At 29.1% G+C, this 21,400-nt stretch carries 12 protein-coding genes; 7 read left to right on the top strand and 5 right to left on the bottom strand.

Annotation, left to right across the window (positions count from 1 at the left end; translation table 11 throughout):
* The first annotated feature begins 468 nt into the window (after positions 1-468).
* Together ACYUEW_RS11630 and ACYUEW_RS11625 are read left to right on the top strand one after the other, a co-directional pair.
* Positions 469-1,275 carry an MBL fold metallo-hydrolase gene (locus ACYUEW_RS11630; RefSeq protein WP_003489484.1) on the top strand — a complete coding sequence of 269 codons (807 nt, stop codon included), beginning with the start codon at positions 469-471 and terminating at the stop codon, positions 1,273-1,275.
* A gap of 115 nt (positions 1,276-1,390) precedes the next feature.
* The gene (locus ACYUEW_RS11625; RefSeq protein ID WP_003489483.1) at positions 1,391-2,092 is read left to right on the top strand and encodes a CPBP family intramembrane glutamic endopeptidase; all 702 of its coding nucleotides are present in this window, start codon (positions 1,391-1,393) and stop codon (positions 2,090-2,092) included.
* Positions 2,093-2,405: 313 nt separating this feature from the next.
* Here the strand turns inward: ACYUEW_RS11625 and ACYUEW_RS11620 are convergent, their stop codons facing one another.
* The 5 genes from ACYUEW_RS11620 to ACYUEW_RS11600 all read right to left on the bottom strand — a co-directional run bounded on the left by ACYUEW_RS11620 (position 2,406) and on the right by ACYUEW_RS11600 (position 13,271).
* Positions 2,406-2,990 carry a hypothetical protein gene (locus ACYUEW_RS11620; RefSeq protein WP_003489481.1) on the bottom strand — a complete coding sequence of 195 codons (585 nt, stop codon included), beginning with the start codon at positions 2,988-2,990 and terminating at the stop codon, positions 2,406-2,408.
* A 164-nt stretch (positions 2,991-3,154) separates the two neighbouring features.
* Positions 3,155-4,150, bottom strand: coding sequence for an aromatic acid exporter family protein (locus ACYUEW_RS11615; RefSeq protein WP_460276821.1), 996 nt, complete (start codon positions 4,148-4,150; stop codon positions 3,155-3,157).
* Positions 4,151-4,335: 185 nt separating this feature from the next.
* Positions 4,336-6,378, bottom strand: a complete 2,043-nt coding sequence (locus ACYUEW_RS11610) for a thioredoxin domain-containing protein (protein WP_460276820.1) — start codon at positions 6,376-6,378, stop codon at positions 4,336-4,338.
* 325 nt (positions 6,379-6,703) lie between these two features.
* Complete coding sequence (locus tag ACYUEW_RS11605) at positions 6,704-8,203, bottom strand: glycosyl hydrolase family 18 protein (protein WP_460276819.1); 1,500 nt, start codon at positions 8,201-8,203, stop codon at positions 6,704-6,706.
* Positions 8,204-8,390: 187 nt separating this feature from the next.
* Entirely contained in the window at positions 8,391-13,271 is a 4,881-nt protein-coding gene (locus tag ACYUEW_RS11600) for an SdrD B-like domain-containing protein (RefSeq protein WP_460276818.1), read from the bottom strand.
* Between the two features lie 631 nt (positions 13,272-13,902).
* Between ACYUEW_RS11600 and ACYUEW_RS11595 the strand changes: the two genes are divergently transcribed.
* From ACYUEW_RS11595 to ACYUEW_RS11575, 5 genes are all read left to right on the top strand, one after another.
* Complete coding sequence (locus ACYUEW_RS11595; RefSeq protein ID WP_460276817.1) at positions 13,903-15,960, top strand: glycosyltransferase; 2,058 nt, start codon at positions 13,903-13,905, stop codon at positions 15,958-15,960.
* Between the two features lie 4 nt (positions 15,961-15,964).
* The gene (locus ACYUEW_RS11590; protein WP_003489470.1) at positions 15,965-16,927 is read left to right on the top strand and encodes an NAD-dependent epimerase/dehydratase family protein; all 963 of its coding nucleotides are present in this window, start codon (positions 15,965-15,967) and stop codon (positions 16,925-16,927) included.
* Positions 16,924-17,796, top strand: a complete 873-nt coding sequence (locus ACYUEW_RS11585; protein ID WP_045516610.1) for an NAD-dependent epimerase/dehydratase family protein — start codon at positions 16,924-16,926, stop codon at positions 17,794-17,796. Before ACYUEW_RS11590 ends, ACYUEW_RS11585 begins: the two co-directional genes overlap by 4 nt.
* Before the next feature lie 160 nt (positions 17,797-17,956).
* A complete protein-coding gene (locus ACYUEW_RS11580; RefSeq protein ID WP_460276816.1) occupies positions 17,957-19,456 on the top strand; it encodes a beta strand repeat-containing protein in 1,500 nt (499 codons plus the stop codon).
* A 65-nt stretch (positions 19,457-19,521) separates the two neighbouring features.
* Positions 19,522-21,315, top strand: a complete 1,794-nt coding sequence (locus ACYUEW_RS11575; RefSeq protein WP_460276815.1) for a tetratricopeptide repeat-containing glycosyltransferase family 2 protein — start codon at positions 19,522-19,524, stop codon at positions 21,313-21,315.
* Positions 21,316-21,400 lie beyond the last annotated feature (85 nt).

Raw genomic sequence — 21,400 nt, 5'->3', positions numbered from 1 at the left:
AAATAATTTTGTTCAATAGATAGCTATAAAAATAAAGAATACTAATATTTGTTCTCTAATATTTAAGCTAGCGCTCTAATTCCACGTCCTGTGGCAACAGAGCTAAGTAAACGTCCTGTTTACTTTACGCTTAAATATTAGCTCACAAATAAAGTATTCTAATTATTTTTCTAGATATCTATTTTCTCTAAAATTATTTCTTATTTTAATAACTGTAAAAACTATTTTAATAATTGTTATATAAAAAAACAACTAAGAATCTCTAATCTTATTCAAATGCCTTTTACAGCACATATCCTTATTTTTAAACCACGGGAAAATAGCATACTTTTTAAAGATAATTTCCATCAGTTGCTGTATACATTATGTTGAAATTAATATTAGTAATGTATACAATTAGACTATGATTTAGTATAAGTTTATAATTTATGGGAGAATTTATTTGCATTACATAAAGGAGTTAAAAATATGAAATTAAAAGTCTTAGTAGATAATAATACATACATTGACCAATATTATTGTGGTGAACCTGCTGTTTCATACTACATTGAAGATGAAGATACTAGTTTTCTATTTGATGTAGGGTATTCTGATTTATTTATTAGAAACTCAAATGCACTAGGGATAGATTTACAAAATATAAGTTCTATTGTTATTTCACATGGTCATGATGATCACACAAGAGGATTAAAATACTATTTTGAACAAAATTATAAAGAAAATATTTCTATCATTGCTCATCCCAATGCATTTAAAGAAAAAATGATAGGCAATTTAAAAATTTGCTCTCCTATTTTGGAGAAAGAACTAAAAGAAAAATGTAATCTAATTCTTTCTAAAGAACCTAAAAAAATTAGCAAACATATAACTTTTTTAGGAGAAATACCTGAATTAAATGACTTTGAAAATAGAAAGCCTATTGGTAAACAGATTATTGGTGAAAATTCAATTGATGATTACGTAATAGATGATACAGCTCTTGTATATAAAAGTAAAAATGGCATTTATATTATTACAGGATGTTCTCATAGTGGGATATGCAATATAATAGAATATGCAAAAAAAGTATGTAAAGATACTAGAGTATTAGGAATTATAGGAGGATTTCATTTATTTGAGGTGAATGAACAAGTTAATAAAACTATAGATTATTTAAGACAGAACAACGTAAAAGAATTATATCCTTGCCATTGTACTTCATTTTCTGTTAGAGCAGAAATACATAAAACTTTGCCCGTAAAAGAAGTTGGAGTAGGATTAGAACTGAATTGGTAATATCATGATATCAATTAAAAAAAGCAGCTGAAACAAAGGAAGAAATGGATCTTACCTCTTAATCGGAGATATAATAAAATAGAAATTGTTTATATTTTATGGAGGATAAAATGGTATGAATATAGATATACCAATAATAAAAAACAAATCTGTACAATTAATTATAATTACTTCTATTGTCCTGATGTGCTGTATCATTATGGGTATCGTGGATGCTATAATTAAACCCAGCTATGCTGTGAAATCTGCAATTAAAATCATTTTATTTTTAGGGTGTCCCTTGGTATATTCTCATCTAACCAAGCAGTTATCTTTAAAAAAATTGTTTTGTTTTAAAAAACAAAGCTTTTTTATGTCATTGTTCCTTGGCATGGGAGTTTTTATTGTTATAATGGGTACATATTTTTCCTTAAGAAATGTATTGGATTTGTCTGGAATTACAATTGCTCTGCAAAGTAATATAGGTGTTAGTAAAAATAACTTCGTGTTTGTCTCCTTATATATCTCCTTTATTAATTCGCTCCTTGAAGAATTCTTTTTTCGTGGTTTCGCTTTTTTGTCGCTGAAAAAATTTACCTCACGATCTTTGGCATACAGTATCAGTTCCATATCTTTTGCCTTATATCACATTGCAATGATGATTGGATGGTTCTCTATAGTTACCTTTGTGTTGGTAATGATGGGACTAGTAGTAGGTGGAATTATATTTAACTTTTTAAATGAGAAAAATGAAGATATATACTCCTCCTGGATGGTACATATGTTTGCTAACTTTGCAATTAATGTAATAGGATTTATTTTATTTGGAATATTTTGATTTATAACAACTGTAATTTGTAAGGTATTAACTAAATTTATTGATTTAAAGAGTTATGCTAGCTTCCCTTGGTTTAAAAAATAGGGCTATGTGGTGTAAAAGGCATTTCAACAAGATTAGAGATTCTAGCCTGTTTTTTCAAAATATATGTATGTTCCAAATTATTGTCCGAGCGTTCATTAAGTTTGATTTGGAACCATATATTTTAAGAAAAAACAAATTAGAATCTCTTATTGAAGTGAGTTGCCGATCTCGCCACATATCCCTTTTTTAAAGCACAGGTAGTATAACTTCTTTTTAAGTCGTAATTTCCTTATTTTATTCCTTTTTCTAGATACTCTTTCATTCTAGTATTCCATAAATTGTGATATTTAGGATCTTCCTTTTCAACTTGAAGTAAAAAATCATCTAATACTTTAAGTTTATTTAATCCTTTCATTAAATGTCTTGGATATATAACAGTTTTAGAATAATTATTTTTAGGGTCTATTATTCTTAGTTTGCATTTCTTATCTACATAAATATCTTTGCATCTTATATCTAATTTTTTAAATTTTAATCTTTCAAACTCTTTTATAAGTTTAATTATATTGTGAGTTAATCTTTTGTTAATTCCATTTTGTTTTATATAGTGATCCAATCTTTCTCCCCTTATGTACTCCCTTAGTATAAAATAGTCTCCATAATCATATACTTTCGGAAAATATTTGCTAGTATTAGTTTTTTGTAAAATTTCTCTTTCTTTTTTACATACCTTTTTTTCTTTAAAAATTTTGATTGCTTTTTTATCTGGTAATAGATATACTATACCGTTATGACCACTACCTAAAAACTCTCCTTTTCTAAGCATCCTTTCTGCTTTATTATTCAGTTCTATATAATATTCTTGTTTTTCCATAACTCCCTCTTATATATTAATCTCTTCATAGCTATTATATGAGCATAAAACAAAATAGTGCTTAAAGTTCCTCTTTGTCCTTTAGCACTACTGTATCATTATTTATAAATTTAAAAACTACTTTAATCTAATATTTTTAAGTTCCTTTAATATAAATAATAAGTTTAATTTTTGATTTCATAATCCTTCATTTTGTAATCTAATTTGTCTATGGTCTTTTTAAATTCATTTTTAGTAATTAAAAATTGTTCCATATCATTTAAAAATTGAAAAAGCAAAGCTCTATTTTCAAATTCTTCTCTTGTGCTTGGCAAATTCATATTTTTAAAACTTTCTCTTAAATCCTCTAAATCTAAAAGTAAATCCTCTCCTGTATTTTCTTCATGCAGAGAATCTGCTACTTTTTTTGTAAAATCTGCTATCATTTCTGTCTGCTCATAGGTCATAAAGAATTTTTGAAAGTGCTGTCTCATTTTTTTCAAAGTTTCGAATTGTTGTATTCTCATTTCCATATAAGTTGCATAATAACTTACATCTAAAAGAAAATAGTTATTTAAATTAATATATGCTCTTTTTTTTGCCTTAAAAAGTCTTTCTTCTAAATCCTTAAATATTTCATCTTCCTTAAGTGAAACAGACAGTTCTCTTAATGCTATGGACATTTGAATAAGTATTTCTTTCATCTTTTCTTCTATATATAATTGATCTTCCCTTATTTCTTTCTCTATACTTGGCATATATAAATTAAGTAATAAAGCAATTCCTGCTCCTATAAACATTAATAGAATTTCATTTAAAAATAAATTTATACTTACATATTTTTCTGCTAATATATGGGTCGCTAATACAGAGTTTACTACAATTCCTTCCTGTAAATTAAATTTAACTGCTAAAGGTATAAATACAAGTAAAAATAATCCAAAAACTATAGCATTATGACCTAACAGGGTAAACAAAATTGAGGATATAGCTAAAGCTAATATACAAGCTATCATCCTTTGGATGGCTACATTTAATGATTTTCTTTTTGTATTTTGAATACTTAAAATAGTAATTATTCCTGCAGATACTGAATACTTTAATCCTAAAGCTCCTGCAATACTCATAGCAATTGTAGCTCCAATTGCTGTTTTTAATGTCCTATATCCAATAAACTTCATATTTCATATTTACTCCTTCTATTTATTAATTAACTCTTAAATATGTGAAAATAACTATCATTTAGTTTATTATATTATAAATACCAAAATTAAAAAATAATAATTTTATTAATCAATCTTAAATTTTTTAAGCCTTCGCTATGAAACTATAACGAAGGCTTATATTAAATATTTCTTTACTATCCCTAAGAATCAGTAGATAATACAGATTTAAATTTTTCTAAATCCGTTATAGGTTCTCTACAAGCATAGTTTTGGCATATATAAACTGTGGTTTTATCTTTTATAGGAGTTTTATCTTTTAAATTTTTATTTATTTTTTCTATTTTATTACTTTTATCATTTAAGGTTATTATTGAAAAAGGTATATATCTATTATTCAATTCATTTATAAATTCATAAAAAGCTTCATCTTTTTCACTATAAGCTAATGTTATTTCCTTTACAGGTGATACATTATACATATAAGCTATTAGAGAAAACAAGTGATACATTGGTCCACTTTTTATATTTGCTGCAAAAAACTTAAATTGTTTATCCACTAGATCTTTATATTTATCTTCTCCTGTAATATAGTAAAGTAAACTCAATGCTAAAGATGCCACAGCGTTCCCTGACGGCATAGCTCCATCATAAATTTCCTTCGGTCTTACTATGAGCTTTTCACTATTCTTGCTGTATAAGTAAAATCCACCCTTTTCTTTATGCCAGAATAAATCTATCATGCTATCAGCAACTTCTATAGATTTTTTTAAATAATAAATATCAAAACTTGCTTCGTATAATTCTATAAGTGCCCATAAAAAGAAAGCATAATCATCTATAAATCCTTCATTTCCTCTTTCTTCCTCTCTAATTCTTGCATATAATGTACCCTTTTCATCCATTAAGTTTTTTATTATAAAATCTGCTGATTGTTTTGCTATGTCTATATAATTATTATTTTTAAAACTTCTACCTGCCCTACAAAAAGCTATTATCATTAAAGCATTCCATGAAGTTAATATTTTATCATCTTTATGAGGATGTATTCTTTTTTCTCTATACTCAAATAATTTTTCTCTAATTCTTTCTAATTTATCTTTATTATTATCAACATCCTTTAAGTTAGCCTGTATAAGATTAGCTATATTTTTGTTTTCAAAATTTCCTCTGGATGTTATATCATAAAGTTTACAGTAAAACGCTCCGTCCTCTTCTCCTAAAATATCTATTATTTCCTTTTTAGTCCATAGATAAAATTTTCCTTCTACTCCTTCAGAATCTGCATCCTCTGCAGAATAAAATCCTCCCTCTTCACTAGTCATAGATTTTTTTACATAGTCCAATATTTTTTCTGTTACAACTTTATATAAAGGATTCTTTGTAACCTCATAAGCTTCTGTATAAGCCATAGATAAGAGCGCATTATCATAAAGCATTTTTTCAAAGTGAGGTACAAGCCACTTATTATCTGTAGAATATCTTGAAAATCCAAAACCTATATGATCAAATATGCCACCTTTATACATACTAGTTAAGGTTTTATTTATAACATCTAGCACTTCTTCATCCTTTTTAAAATAATAGTATCTTAATAAAAATAATATATAATGAGCTGTAGGAAATTTAGGTTTTGTACCAAAGCCACCATATTTGCTATCAAAATTATCTAGTAGAGTTTGAGCGGCTTCTTCAATAATATATTCTTCAAGTTCATCTTCTCCATAATTATCTTGAAATCTTTCTATTTGTTCTAAAATTCTATTGCTAGATTCTAATATCTTATTTTTATCTTCATGCCAAAGCTTATTTATAGATTTCAAAATTTCCATAATTCCAGGTATATTATATTTTCCCCATTTTGGGAAATAAGTCCCTGCAAAAAAAGGCTTTTTATCTGGAGTTATAAGTATAGTTAAAGGCCACCCCCCACTGCCTGTATATGCTTGGCAAAAACTCATGTATATATTATCTACATCTGGTCTTTCTTCTCTATCTACCTTTATCGAAATAAAATTATTATTTAAAACTTCCGCAACTTCCTCATCCTCAAAGGACTCTCTTTCCATAACATGGCACCAATGACAGGTAGAATAGCCTATACTTAAAAATACAGGCTTCTCCTCTGCTTTGGCTTTCTCAAAAGCTTCTTCCCCCCAAGGATACCAATCTACTGGATTATGAGCATGCTGAAGTAAATAAGGGGATTTCTCATTTATTAATCTATTCGTACTTGTTAGGTTCATAAAAACACCTTCTTAAAATTTATTAATAAAATTAGTATACCCAGTAAAATTTCTTTAACTCCCCTTAAAATAAAAAAAGCAACAAAAAAGAGTAGATGAGTTACCCCTATCCTCTTATTATTTTTGTATAGTTTCTCACTATAAAAGCCTGATTACTCATAAATTACTAATATAAATTAAATCCATAGGCATTGAAATTCTTTTTAAACAAATAAGAGGGCGTCCCATAATGCATAAAATTCATTATGAGAAGGCCCTTCTCTGTTTATAGTTAAATTTTATTTATGACTATCTCAATCATAGATATAATTAAAATTCAATATATCTAGTTTGTCTTTTCCCAAAGGGTAGGAGTATTTATAGGTTCCCATCCTATTAGAGAAGTATGTGTCTGTATGCATCTGTAATTAATTCCTTCATAATTTACAATGTCTCCAGCTTTATATAAAATATTTGTTCCCCATTTTTCTACATCAGATTCAGATTTAGTCTGTACTATTATAGCTTTACTCCATTCGCTATTCCCTACTGAATTCACAGCCCTTACCTCATAGCTATGCATAGAGCCTGGTTTGAGATTAATATGTTTGTATGGATTATTCACATTATTTATTATGTTTCCATCCACCTTTAAATCATAGCTAGTTGCTCCAAGTGCTAAATTCCATGTTATATTTATTTGTGTCTTACTTATAGCTTCTCCCTTTAAACCTATTGGTATAGATGGTTTCTCAGTTACTGGTGGTTGCTTAAAATTATCAAAATATTCTCTATAACTTGTTGAAAATTCATAATTACTTTTTGCATCCCAATTAATTGACCATGTCATTAATCCTTTGAAAGCTGGATATCCATTACTATCTACAAGCTTATACTTTCCTCCATAAGGAATTCCTCTCATAAGATAGTCCAATGCCTTTTCCATTTCGCTAGGTTTAATATATCCTCCACTAGGAGCAGCTGACGGACAAGCTGGTAAACCTATTACCACCTGTTCTTGCTTTAATGGTGGAAATATATTATCTGCATTCCCTGCTACAGGAAAGCCTTGTAATAACATTTCTGCCATTGCCACCTCATAATCTGCTGTTCCCTGTGTATAATTGTTTCCATCAAGTGCTGTATTTCCTCCCGCATTATAATGTTGTACATGAATATAAGTAAGTTTGTCTCTTAATCCATGTATTATTGGTAAATAAGCTCCCCAGTTTCCTGCATAAGCCACATACCCACCTTGTACATATGCTGTTTCAGGAGCCATACTTAATATAAAATCTGAACCATAATGGTTACATATATCTCTAACAGCAGATATAAGATTTACAATTTGTGGAGTTTTAGGATTCTTAAAATCTTTATCATTATTTATTAAATTTATCCCAGATTCAAGATCAATATCTATGCCGTTAAATCCATACTTATCAATCAAAGATATCATAGAATCTATAAAATTCTTTTTTGCGTTTTCATCAGGTAATAATACTACCCCATTTTGCCCTCCAATAGAAAGAACAACTTTTTTTCCTATGCTATTAAGATATGCAATATCTTTTTTAAATTCTTGATCGGTTCCTATTTCCGGTGAAAATTTTATAGTAGCCCTATCTCCTATAGATTCTCCAAATGCTACATTTATAACATCCCACTTAGTAGATACATCTTTTAGTCTAATAATTCCAGTGCCATTGTCAAAATTATGCCAATATCCTACCAATATTTTGTCAGAAGAATTTGAGCTAGCAAATACATTAGTTATAGGCATAAACAAAAATAACATAACTAATACTAAAGAGATTGGAAATATCCTTTTAAATACTTTTTTCATTTTTCTAATCTCCTTTCATTATTAATACTTCCATACTAATACATAGGACGCTATCCATTAAATTATTCCAAATATATTATAATGATTAAATTTTTAAATAAAATTTGGCTATAAAGCAGATAAGGGACTTTTCACATTGTATTTTTATACATTGTGAGACAGCCCCTTTATTTTATATTAACAATTTTTAATGTTCATTCTTACAATCACATTTACATTTATTACAACAACGACATTTAAAACAAACTATAAAACATCTGCAAACCTTTATAGTAGCAGTTGATGTGTTATTACTTAGGTTTGGATCTGGTGTTGTTGAAGTTACTCTTGCGGTATTAGTTATATTAGTTATACATTTACATTTTGTATTTGATGATACTACCTTACCTCTTATTAGTATAGTTCTTGAAGCCCCTGCTGGTAATGTTCCTATGTCAAGACTTCCTGGCCATGGATTAAAGGTTACTCCTCCATCTATTGAAAATTCTGGTCTTATAATTTCAGGTGGAATAGTATCCGTTAAAACAACATTTTGGGCATCTGATGGTCCTGCGTTGGATACTACAATTGTATAAACTACCGTATCTCCTGGCCTTACTTGCTTTGTGATTGCTGTTTTTACAACTGAAACATCTGCTGATACACCAGCACTAACTTCTGTATTTACTGTAGATTCATTATTGTTTGGATTAGGATCTGGTGTTGATGAAGTTACAGCTGCAGTATTGGTTATAACTCCTGTAGCTGATTGTGACACTGTTCCTCTTATTAATATAGTTCTTGTTTCGCCAGCTGGTAATGTTCCTATAACATAAATTATTGGCCATGGATTAAAGGTTACTCCTCCGTCTATCGAAAATTCTGGCGCTATAATTTCAGGCGAAATTGCATCATCCAAAACAACATTTCGGGCATCTGCTGGTCCTGCATTTAATACATCAATTGTATAAGTTAATATTTCTCCCGGCGTTACCGGATTTGGGCTTCCTGTCTTTACAACTGAAATATCTGCTAAAGCACTAATTTCTGTATCTACTGTTGATGTGTTATTATCTAGATTAGGATCTGGTGTTGATGAAATTACACTTGCAGTATTAGTTATGGTTCCTGTTGCTGATGGCGATACTGTTCCTCTTATCAATATAGTCCTTGTTTCACCAGCTGGTAATGTTCCTATAACATAAATTGTTGGCCATGGATTAAAGGTTACTCCTCCATCTATTGAGAATTCTGGCCCTATAATATTAGATGAGATTTCATCATTCAAAATAACATTTTGGGCATCTGCTGGTCCTGCATTGGATACTACAATTGTATAAGTTAATATTTCTCCTGTTACTATTGGGTTTGGACTTCCTGTTTTTACAACTAAAATATCCGCTAAAGCATTAACTTCTGTAATTGTTGTAGATTCATTATTGTCTAGATTAGGATCTGGTGTTGATGAATCTATATTTGCAATATTAGTTATAGTTCCTGTAGCTGATGATGACACTGTTCCTCTTATCAATATAGTTCTTGTTTCACCACTCAGTAATGTTCCTATATCAAAGCTTCCTGTCCATGGATTAAAGGTTACTCCTTCATCTATTGAGAATTCTGCTCCTATAATATCAGGTGAAATGACATCCGTTAAAACAACATTCTGGGCATTTGATGGACCTGCATTGGATACATTAATTGTATAAACTAGCATCTCTCCTGGTATTACTGGATTTGGAGCTGCTGTTTTTGCAACTGAAACATCTGCTGATGGCACAACTTCCACATCTACTGTAGATGTGTTATTGCTTGTATTAGGATCTTCTGTTGTTGAACTTATCTCTGCAGTATTGCTTATAATCCCTATAGCTGATGGTGACACTGTTCCTCTTATTAAAATATTTCTTGTGTCACCAGCTGGCAATGTTCCTATATCAAGACTTCCTGGCCATGGACTAAATGTTACCCCTCCGTCTATTGAAAATTCTACTCCTATAATTTCAGGAGAAATAGCATCGGTTAAAACAACATTTTGGGCATCTGCTGGTCCAAAATTTGATACTCTAATGGCATAAAATACCATCTCTTCTGGAGTTACCGGATTCATCTCTACTGATTTAAAAACTCCAACATCTGCTACTTGAGTAGATCCATTAACTTCTATATCTACTGTTGATGTATTATTACTTGGATTAGGATCTGGTGTTGTTGATGTTACATCTGCAGTATTAGTTATGAAACCTGGAGCTACTGGAGCTACTGTTCCTCTTATTAAAATAGTTCTTGTTTCACCATTTAATAATGTTCCAAGATCAAGACTTCCTGTCCATGGATTAAAGGTTACTCCTCCATCTGTTGAAAATTCTGCTCCTGTTATTTCAGGTGGAATAACATCACTTAAAGTAACATTTTCAGCAAGGGATGGCCCAAAGTTTGATACATCGATTGTATAGGTCAAAGTCTCTCCTGATATTACTGGATTTGGACTTCCTGCTTTTATAACTGAAATATCTGCTAAAGCATTAACTTCTATATCTACTGTTGATGTGTTGTTATCTGGATTAGGATCTGGTGTTGTTGATGTTACCTCAGCAGTATTAGATATAATTCCTGAAGCTGATGCCGCTACTGTCCCTCTTATTAAAATAGTTCTTCTTTCACCATTTAATAATGTTCCTATATTAAAACTTCCTGGCCATGGATTAAAGGTTACCCCTCCATCTATTGAGAATTCTGGTCCTACAATTTCAGGTGGAATAGTATCCGTTAAAACAACATTTTGGGCATCTGCTGGTCCTGCATTTGATACTCTAATTGTATAAGTTAGTATCTCTCCTGGGAATGCTGGATTTAAATCTGATGTTTTTATAACTCTAATATCCGCTGTATTAATTTCTGTATCTACTGTTGACATATTATTATCCAAGTCAGGGTCAGGTGTAGATGAAATTACCCCTGCAGTATTCCTTATAGTTCCTATTGCTGATGGTGATACTGTTCCCCTTATTAAAACAGTTCTTATTTCGCCATTTAATAATGTTCCTAGATCAAGACTTCCTGGCCATGGACTAAAGGTTACTCCTCCATCTATTGAAAATTCTCCTCCTATAATTTCAGGTGAAATAGCATCCGTTAAAACAACATTTTGGGCATCTGCTGGTCCTGCATTTGTTACATCAATTGTATAGGTTAATATTTCTCCTTGATTTACTGGGTTTGGACTTGCTGTTTTTACAACTGAAATATCTGCTAATGCATTAATTTCTGTATCCACTGTTGATGTATTGTTATTTAGATCAGGATCTGGTGTTGATGAAGTTACAGCTGCAGTATTGGTTATAACTCCTGTAGCTGATGATGCTACTGTCCCTCTTATTAAAATAGTTCTTGTTTCACCTACTAATAATGTTCCTATATCATAAATTGTTGGCCATGGATTAAAGGTTACTCCTCCATCTATTGAAAATTCTGGATCTGTTATAGTAGGTGGAATTTCATCATCCAAAACAACATTTTGGGCATCCGCTGGTCCTGCATTTGATACATCAATTGTATAAGTTAATATTTCTCCTGGCATTACTGGGTTTGGACTTGCTGTTTTTACAACTGAAACATCTGCTAAAGCACCTACCTCAAGTGGAACAACATTAGACTCCTCAGTAAAACTAAGTGGTATTCCCCCTTCTACAGGTGTATAAGAATAATTTATTGTTGCTGTATTAAGGGTTGGATTAGGGGTTGGAACAATTTTAACTACAGCATCAAAAGTCACAGTAGCAGTAAAACCTCCAGGAATATCCGGTATATTGAATCCCACATTAGGATCTAAGCTTGCATCTAATACTCCATTAACTGTTACAGTTCCAGATACAAAAGATAAACCATTTGGTACAGTATCTTGAAAAAATACATTTGTAAGTGGACTACTACATGTGTTAGTTAAAGTTACTGTATAAGTTACTGTTTCCCCAACAGTTGCAATAGGAGTATTAACAGTTTTTACAGGAATAAATTTAGGAATCTCAACCTCTCTAAATGCTATATCATCTACAGCATAATCATTTCCCGTAGCAGCTGGCCCTTCACTTACGAATTGCACAGTTAGTTGTGTATTATTTTGAGAATTAATTACAGTACCTATTTCTTTCCATTGTGGAGCGTTCGTATTAACAGGAATCTCAGTTCCCAATGTTTCACTAAATAGCACATTTCCAAATTGATCCAATATTAGTACGCCAAACTCAGGATTTACAAGTCCTGTTAATTTAACTAGATTTAAAATCCAAGAACTAAATAAATAGTCTGTATTAGGTTGTACTGTAATTACATCTCTAAAGAAAATAGCTCCTGGATTAAAACCATTTACCGCCATAAACCTACCTGTTTCATTACCTGTAGTATGGTCTGCAATACGCCACCAAGTTCCTACTAAATTTGAGTGGGAATTATTCATGATATTTTGTACTGTATACTGACCATCATTAGGTGTAACTACAGCTGGATTTGGCAATACATAAGTGAAATCTGGGGTTACACCTGGATATGGTTCAACTGGAGCACCCGTATTAGCAAGAGTACCTGCAGGGAAAAAACCAAATGTTCCATCATCAGCAACATTAATAAGATTTACATTGGAAATTGATACACATGGATCTAGTATATTTTGTATAGGTGTATATATAACTGGACCATCAAGAAAGTTTTGATTTGTTAAATTTGCTCCAGATACAGTTACCAAAAGTGTATCTCGAGTTACAGAATCTAAATTAGTTGAACCTGGTGGAGGATTCGTTGCAAAGCTTATTGGAGGATTTGTTCCAACTGGAACAGATCCAACTACTGCGTTATTGAAATTTCCTGGTGTTGGAACACCTCCAGATGTTCCATAGGATTGTACAATTCTATAACTTCCATTTGGGACATTTATAAATGAATAATTTCCATTAGCATCTGTAAGAACTACAAGTCTAACATTTGTTATTGTATTCTGTAATACTACAGGCACATTAGCTATACCTGAATCTCCAGCATCAATTGAATTACTTCTATTTCTGTCGAATACAACTCTACCTGATATTGTTGCCATGTATACTCACTCCTTATAATTATTTTAAATAATAACTACTTTAATAAGTAATAGCTACTTATTTCATATTACTTTAAAACCTAATTTTTAGATGTCTCAATTGCATTAGTTACATTTCCTACTACTATAAATTCCTAATTCCTTAATTACAACATACATTAGTAGTCTAAAAAATGTGCCTAATTATATAGTATTCATTTTACTTATCTGGTGATATGTAAACTAATGGGATTTTCACTACTTAAATAAAGTTTAAATTTATCCGATGACTACCCGCTCTAATACTCCCATCTTCTTCAAAGTGGGAGTAAAGAGTGGCTATGTACCTAGATAACGATTTCTCCTAAAGGATAACGACTTCTAAGGAGTAAAACTCCTAAGAATTCTGTTAATAAGCCTTAGTGGGAGTAAAAACTCCCTCTAAAGCCAAGAACTCTGTTTATGATAAATACCGTAATAATATTTATTAACATTTTCTCATTCTCCATTTTGAAAATAAACTATTTTTTAACTTTTATCTTCTTTTAAAAGCATTACAACAACATAATCATATTATATAAATATGGATCTAATTTTAAATTAAAAATTAATTTCCTATATATTTTTTAATACCTTAAAAGGAGTTGATATAGTGGAAGCTAAGAAAAAAATAGCATTCTTTATTTTACCAGGATTGGATAACTTTATTGATGATATTATTGAATATTTATCGGAAGAGTATGATACAAAAAAAGTAATTGTAAATTATTATGATCAAATTGATGAAGAGATGAAAAAGGCTGATATTTGTTGGTTTGAATGGTGTGACCCTCTTGTAGCTTATGGAAGTAAGCTTGAAATGGCAAAAGATAAAAAAATAATATGTAGACTCCATAGTTATGAATCCTTTACTAACTATATATATCAAGTTAACTGGAGCAATGTTGATAAGATTATATTTGTAGCAGAGCATATAAAAAGATTTGTTTTGAGTAAGGTTTTTATACCTCAGAATAAGGTTTATGTTATTCCTAATGGTATCGATTTAAGTAAGCAGGAATTCAAAGAAAGAAAAAAAGGATTTAATATAGCCTATGTTGGATATATAAATTTTAAAAAAGGACCTATGTTACTTATGCATGCCTTTAAAAAAATTTTTGATACAGACAATAGATATAAACTTCATATTGCTGGAACTTTTGATGAAGAACGATATAGATTATATTTTAATCAAATGATTAAGGAATTTGGATTAGAAAAAAACATTATATTTTACGGATGGCAAAAGGATATAAATAAATGGTTAGAAGATAAAAATTATCTCATTTGTACCAGTGTATTAGAGAGCCAAGGTCTTGGGATTATGGAGGCTATGTCAAAAGGGATCAGGCCTCTTATTCATAATTTTGTAGGAGCTAAAGAAGTTTATCCTGAAAAATACGTATGGAGCTCTTTAGATGATATCGTAAATATGCTCTCTGATGAAGAATATTCCTCTATAGAATATAGAAATTTTATAGAAAAAAATTATTCAATATCGGATACAAACCATAAGATTATAAGTGAAATTATAGAAGGAAAAGACACAAAAACACAACAAAACCATAATTTAATAAATCTTAATTCTGAAATATCTTTATATAATAATAAGATTATAAATACTCAAGGGAAACTAATATACAGTCATAGCAATATAGAAAAAGAAATTACTGTAGTTACACCTATTTATAATGGAGAAATTTTTCTAGAAAATATTTTTAATAGTATAGGAAGTCAAACTATTAAAAATAAAGTGGAATGGATATTAGTAGATGATAAATCCACAGATAACAGCCTAAATAAGTGTGTATCTTTAGCAGAAAAAAATAAAGACAAAATAGGAAATATAAAAATTTACTCTTTGGATAAAAATTCCGGAGCAATATATGCTCTTAAATTTGGGTTTAATATGGCTGAAACCAATTATATAGGATGGATAAGCGTAGATGATTTATATGTAGATGCAGATAAATTAGAACAAGATCTATATCTATTAAAGAATAAAAATTATGATATTGTTTTCTCAAATAAAATGATTCTTGGAACTAATATTACACATGGAGCATTATATAATATGGATAATAATATTCTCAACTTGATGCAATCAGATAATACAATGAAAAAATTAGCATATTTATCATACAGTAATCCTATAAATGGAAGTAGCCTTATTTTTTCAAAGAAAGCATATAAAAAATGTGGAGGTTTTGATACAAGCTTAGTTAGTGTGGATGGTGATTGGGATCTACTAAGCAAAGCTATTTTATTAAATCTGAAATTTATTCACGATGATAAAACTGTTTTTAACACTTCTCATCCAAATCAAACCTCTAAAAGTACAATAAAAATGATAGTAGGTTCAAATATAACTAGACTAAGAATTTTAAATTTATTAAAAAAACATGGAAATATGAAAGACTTTTTAAAATTTATAGAAGAATTTAATTGGTTTAACGATAGCTGTTTAAATATACGTCCTATATTTAGTTATCATCTAATTAAATTAAATAAAGATACTCTTAAAGATATAGGAAATAATTTTGCATATAAAATGGAAAATACATTTTATAAAAAAGATTTACAAAATATTTTTGAAAAATCAATAGAACTAATGGATAGTGAATCCTTTAGTGAATTTTATAAAAATATTAATCTTATAAAGGGGATGTAAAGAATTGAAAGATGTTATTTTAGTTACAGGTGGATTAGGCTTTATAGGTAAAAAATTAGTTGAGAAATTAAAATTAGAATATAAGGATTACAAAATAGTTGTTTTAGATCAATATATTAGAGATTATGATGATTATATAAGATCAGACATTACCGATTTCGGTGAAATCTATACTAATGTAAAAAGAATAGATGGGAATATAAAATATATAATTCATGCTGCAAGTGAGGTTGGTAGAATAAATGGTGAAGAGCATCCTTGGAAAATGATTGACTCTGCAGTAAAAGGAACTTTGAATTTAATAAATATTGCATTAGAGTATGATGCTAAATTTGTATATTTTAGCACCTCAGAGGTTTATGGAGATATTTTTGACGATAAAGAAGTTATGGAAGATGATATGCTAAATGTAAGCCCTTTAACTTTAAATAATGTTTATGCTATAAGTAAATTATTTGGTGAAAGTTTAGTTAGACATTATGTTAAAAATTATGGATTAAAGGCAGTCGGTATAAGACCTTTTATGGTATACGGACCAGGAGTATATTCTTCAAAATATAAATCTGCCTTGGATATTTTTACATGGAAGCTTTTAAATGGCGAAGAAATTAATGTTGATAAAAATTGTGTTCGTTCTTGGTGTCATATAGATGATTTTATAGAAGGAATATTATTAATAATTAAAAAGCATAATTTTGATAGTCATGAATATCATGCATATAATATAGGAAATAACAAAGAATATAAAACTATAGAAGAAAGTGCAGAATTTATCAGAAAAGAATTATCTGCAGATCCTAGTTTAATAAAAAAGCAAACATTTAATGGCAAGTTTAAATCTCAAAGCAAATATTTTAATGCAGATAAATTGCAAAATCTGGGATTTATTCCAAAAGTAAGTATTGAAGAAGGTATAAAACAAATGATTGATTGGTATAAACAAATTAAAGAAGAGAATATAAAATGATAGCAGTTTTAGGAGCTAGTGGATTTATAGGACAAAATATTCAAAGTATCTTAAGTAAAAACTATGAAGAAGAATATAAAGATATATTAATGATATACTTTAATAAATCAAATAATATATTACAGGGATTTAATAAAATAAGTTTTGATAATTTTGTAAAAAATGAAAAACTTATGGATAAAATTGATACTTTAATAGTTACTTGTGGAAATAGCAACACGAATATTAATACAAATAATTTCTATGAATTTATAAAAAAAGACACCAATTATATATTTGAAATGAAAGATAAAATAAAATGTAATATTGTATTTCTCTCTAGTGCAGCTGTATATGACGGAAACTTTGGCTGTGTTAAAGAAAACCAAAATATATATCCTAATAGTCTATATGGGATATGTAAATATAACGCTGAAATGGCTATAAAATATATAATGAAAGATGTAAAGAATAAAAAATTGATTATATATAGACTTACCTATGGTTATGGAAGGTTTGAAAGAGATAACAGATTAATGTCCTTAATTGACAGGTGTATTAAAGAAAATAAAGTTTTAAAAGTTAATGGCTATAATAATTATTTTAATCCACTATCTGCTGAATTTATATCTAAAGTTATGATTGAGTCGGCTAAAAATATCAGTGTTTTTCCAGGGGAAGAAATTATAAATTTAACACCTTCAAAAAAAATCAAATTAAAGGAAATGTTATACATTATTACATCCAACACCAATCTAAAATATGAATTAACCGTAGAAGAGCCTATTATTAAATACTTTCCTTGTAATTATAAACTAGAATACTATTTAAAAAAATTAAAATTACCAGAAGAGGATTTTGAAAAAAATATAATAGATTATTTTTCTTAGTTATAAAAATGGGGTTTAGGCTTTAAATTTTTATTTAATAGCTTGAGCTCTATTTTTTTAAAACAATTTTATTTTTTATTGTAGCATTTACTATGAAAACTGCATAGTATGTATTGAAGCTTTTGAAGGCTTCATTTTTTATAGAGGAAGTGATTTTTATATGGCTAACAGTATAGTTTTCTCGAATTCAGCTGAGGAACTAAAAACCTCTGTTTTTGGGTATGACGGCAGTAATTATTTACCTCTTAAAGTAAATCAATATGGTGAATTAGATATTAATGTAGGAACAATAAGTAAAATAGATTCTATCACTAGCGGTACTGTAAATGTAACTCAGGTTAATTCATTGACAAATGGTACTATTACTAAAGTAAGTTCCATCACTAATGGTACTGTTGATGTTACTCAGTTGAATTCATTAACAAATGGTACTATTACTAAGGTAAGCTCTATCACTAATGGTACTGTTGATGTTACTCAACTAAGTTCATTAACAAATGGTACTATTGCTAAAGTAAGTTCCATCACTAATGGTACTGTTGACGTAACTCAATTAAGTTCACTGACAAGTGGTACTGTAAATGTAACTCAAGTTAATTCATTGACAAATGGTACTATYRCTAAAGTAAGYTCYATCACTAATGGTACTGTTGATGTTACTCAATTAAGTTCATTGACAAATGGTACTATTACTAAAGTAAGCTCTATCACTAATGGTACTGTTGACGTAACTCAATTAAGTTCATTGACRAGTGGTACTATCGCTAAAGTARRYTCTATCACTAATGGTACGGTAGATGTAACTCAATTAAATTCATTGACAAGTGGTACTATTACTAAAGTAAGTTCCATCACTAATGGTACTGTTGATGTTACTCAGTTAAGCTCATTAACTAGCGGTACTGTAAATGTAACTCAAGTTAATTCATTGACAAATGGTACTATTGATGTAACTCAATTAAGTTCATTGACAAATGGTACTATTACTAAAGTAAGTTCTATAACTAATGGTACTGTTGACGTAACTCAATTAAATTCATTGACAAACGGTACTATCGCTAAAGTAGATTCTATCACTAACGGTACTGTTGATGTTACTCAACTAAGTTCATTAACAAATGGTACTATTACTAAGGTAAGCTCTATCACTAATGGTACTGTTGATGTTACTCAGTTAAGCTCATTAACTAGCGGTACTGTAGATGTAACTCAAGTTAATTCATTGACAAATGGTACTGTTGATGTAACTCAATTAAGTTCATTGACAAGTGGTACTATTGCTAAAATAAGTTCTATAACTAATGGATCAGTAAATGTAAACATCACTGATAGATATTTTAACGAAACTTCTGAAACAGTTTCTTCTATAGCATTAGCTACGCCACAATATAGTACTGCAGTAGACACTTCAAAAATGCAGGACATTACCTGGTATGTTAAGAAAGTTGCTGGTGGAACTATGCCAGTAACAGTTAGCGTAGCAGTATGTCCGGAAGAAAATGGCACCTATGTGCTAGTTGGAGAAACAGCTACTATAGGAGCTGTTGGTAGTGCCAAAGCTTTGAGTAGCTCTTATTATATGCACTATACAAAAGTTTATTGCACAACTGCTGCAACTACAAACCAAAGTGTACAAGTCTTCTTTAATGGTAGGTATTAATAAATTAGCTGAGAAGTACCATTTGGTACTTCTTGGTTTCTTTGAAATAGAGGTGATAATATATAATGGGTCATGATATAAGTTTATGCATGATTGTTAAAAATGAAGAAGAAAATTTAGGAAGATGTCTAAAAAGTGTACAAGATTTAGTAGATGAAATAATAGTAGTAGATACTGGCTCCACAGATAAAACTGTAGAAATTGCAAAAGAATATGGTGCAAAAGTTCATTATTTTGAGTGGTGCAATGACTTTAGTGCTGCTAGAAATGAATCTTTAAAATATGCCTCAAAAAATTGGATTTTGATAATGGATGGCGATGATGAATTTTGCAGTGAAGATAAAGAAAAATTTAAAAATCTTATAAAAAAAGATTTAAATGAAGATACAATATACTTTTTTGAAACATTAAATTACTCTGGATATAGTGTAACCACTACAGATATAACCATAAACTTAAATCCACGACTATTTAAAAACAATTATGGATTTCATTATGAAGGTGAGGTTCATAACCAATTAGTTAATTATGAAAAGGATGTAAAAGGTAAAACCTATGATATAAGAATATACCACTATGGTTATTTGAATAAAAATATTGTATCTAAAGATAAAAGAAATAGAAATATTACTCTTTTAAGAGAGCAAATAAAAAAAGGTGAAGATATTAAATTTGCATATTTTAATTTAGGTAATGAATATTTTGCTTTAGATGATAAAAAATCAGCTTTAGATAATTATTATAAATCTTATAATGATTTTGATCCAAGCACTGGATATGCTTCAAGATTAATAGAAAGAATAGTCATATCAAACTATACTTTGAAAGATTATGATAAAGCTCTAGAATTCATTGGAATTGGAACAAGATATTATCCTGAGTTTACTGATCTATATTATTTAAAAGGACTTATATTAAAAGAAGAAAATAGCCCTCTTTTAGCAATAAAAGCCTTTGAAAAATGTATAGAAATTGGAGAACCACCTTCAGTTTTAAAATCCATTTATGGAGTAGGTGGATTTAGACCTAAATATGAACTATCAAAAATTTATATGAATCTAAAAGAATATGATACTGCATATAAATACTCTGTTGACACTATTAAAGCAAAGCCAGATTTTTTAGTTCCCCTTTATAATATATGTCATATACTAAAAGAAAAAAAATTAAATATAGAAGAAATTAAGAGAATTATAGAAAATTTCTTCACTGATTTTCCAAGAGAATATCCTATAATTGCAGATTTATTCTATATGGAAGGAGACTATGAAACAGCCTTAGAGTATATAAACAAAAGTGAAGAATCCGGGGTATTTTCAGAAAATTTAAAAATATTCAAAGTGAAATCTCTACTATATTCTCGTGAAATTGATGAGTGTATAAAATATATTGATACCATAGATGAAAAAAATTTATATTATTTCCAAATAATGATGTATAAATCTCTATGTTTTATTATAAAAGATAAATATGATCTAGCACTTGTTGCAATAAATCAATTTAATAAAAGTAATTTATCTGAATACAACAGGACTACTTTAAAAGTATATAAAGAAATGCTCAATTTATTTACAAACAAAAATACTAATGTTTTATCTGAGGATAAAACTATGTTAGATTTTACTCCAGCTATTCTACAAATATGCGAAGTTATGCTTATAAACAAAGAATTTAATAAATTTGAAAAAACCTTAAATTTATTAAATTTGATAAGCGACCAGTCAGTTTTACTAAATTTAGGTAAATTATATTTTAAATATGACTATAAAGAAATGGCTAAAAAAGAAATTATTAGATCAATAAAAATGTTTGAAGTTATTGACAAAGAAGGAGCAAATATATTAGAAAGTCTTCTATAATTTAACCTACTAAAAATATTTACTAAAGATTAAAAAATTGTAAAAGTAGGAGAAGATATTTTATAAAGTCTTCTATAATTGGGAG

The sequence above is a fragment of the Clostridium sp. CTA-1 genome, assembly GCF_054768215.1.
The sequence above is the reverse complement of the archived record's forward strand: the minus strand, read 5'-3'. Positions and strand labels throughout refer to the sequence as shown.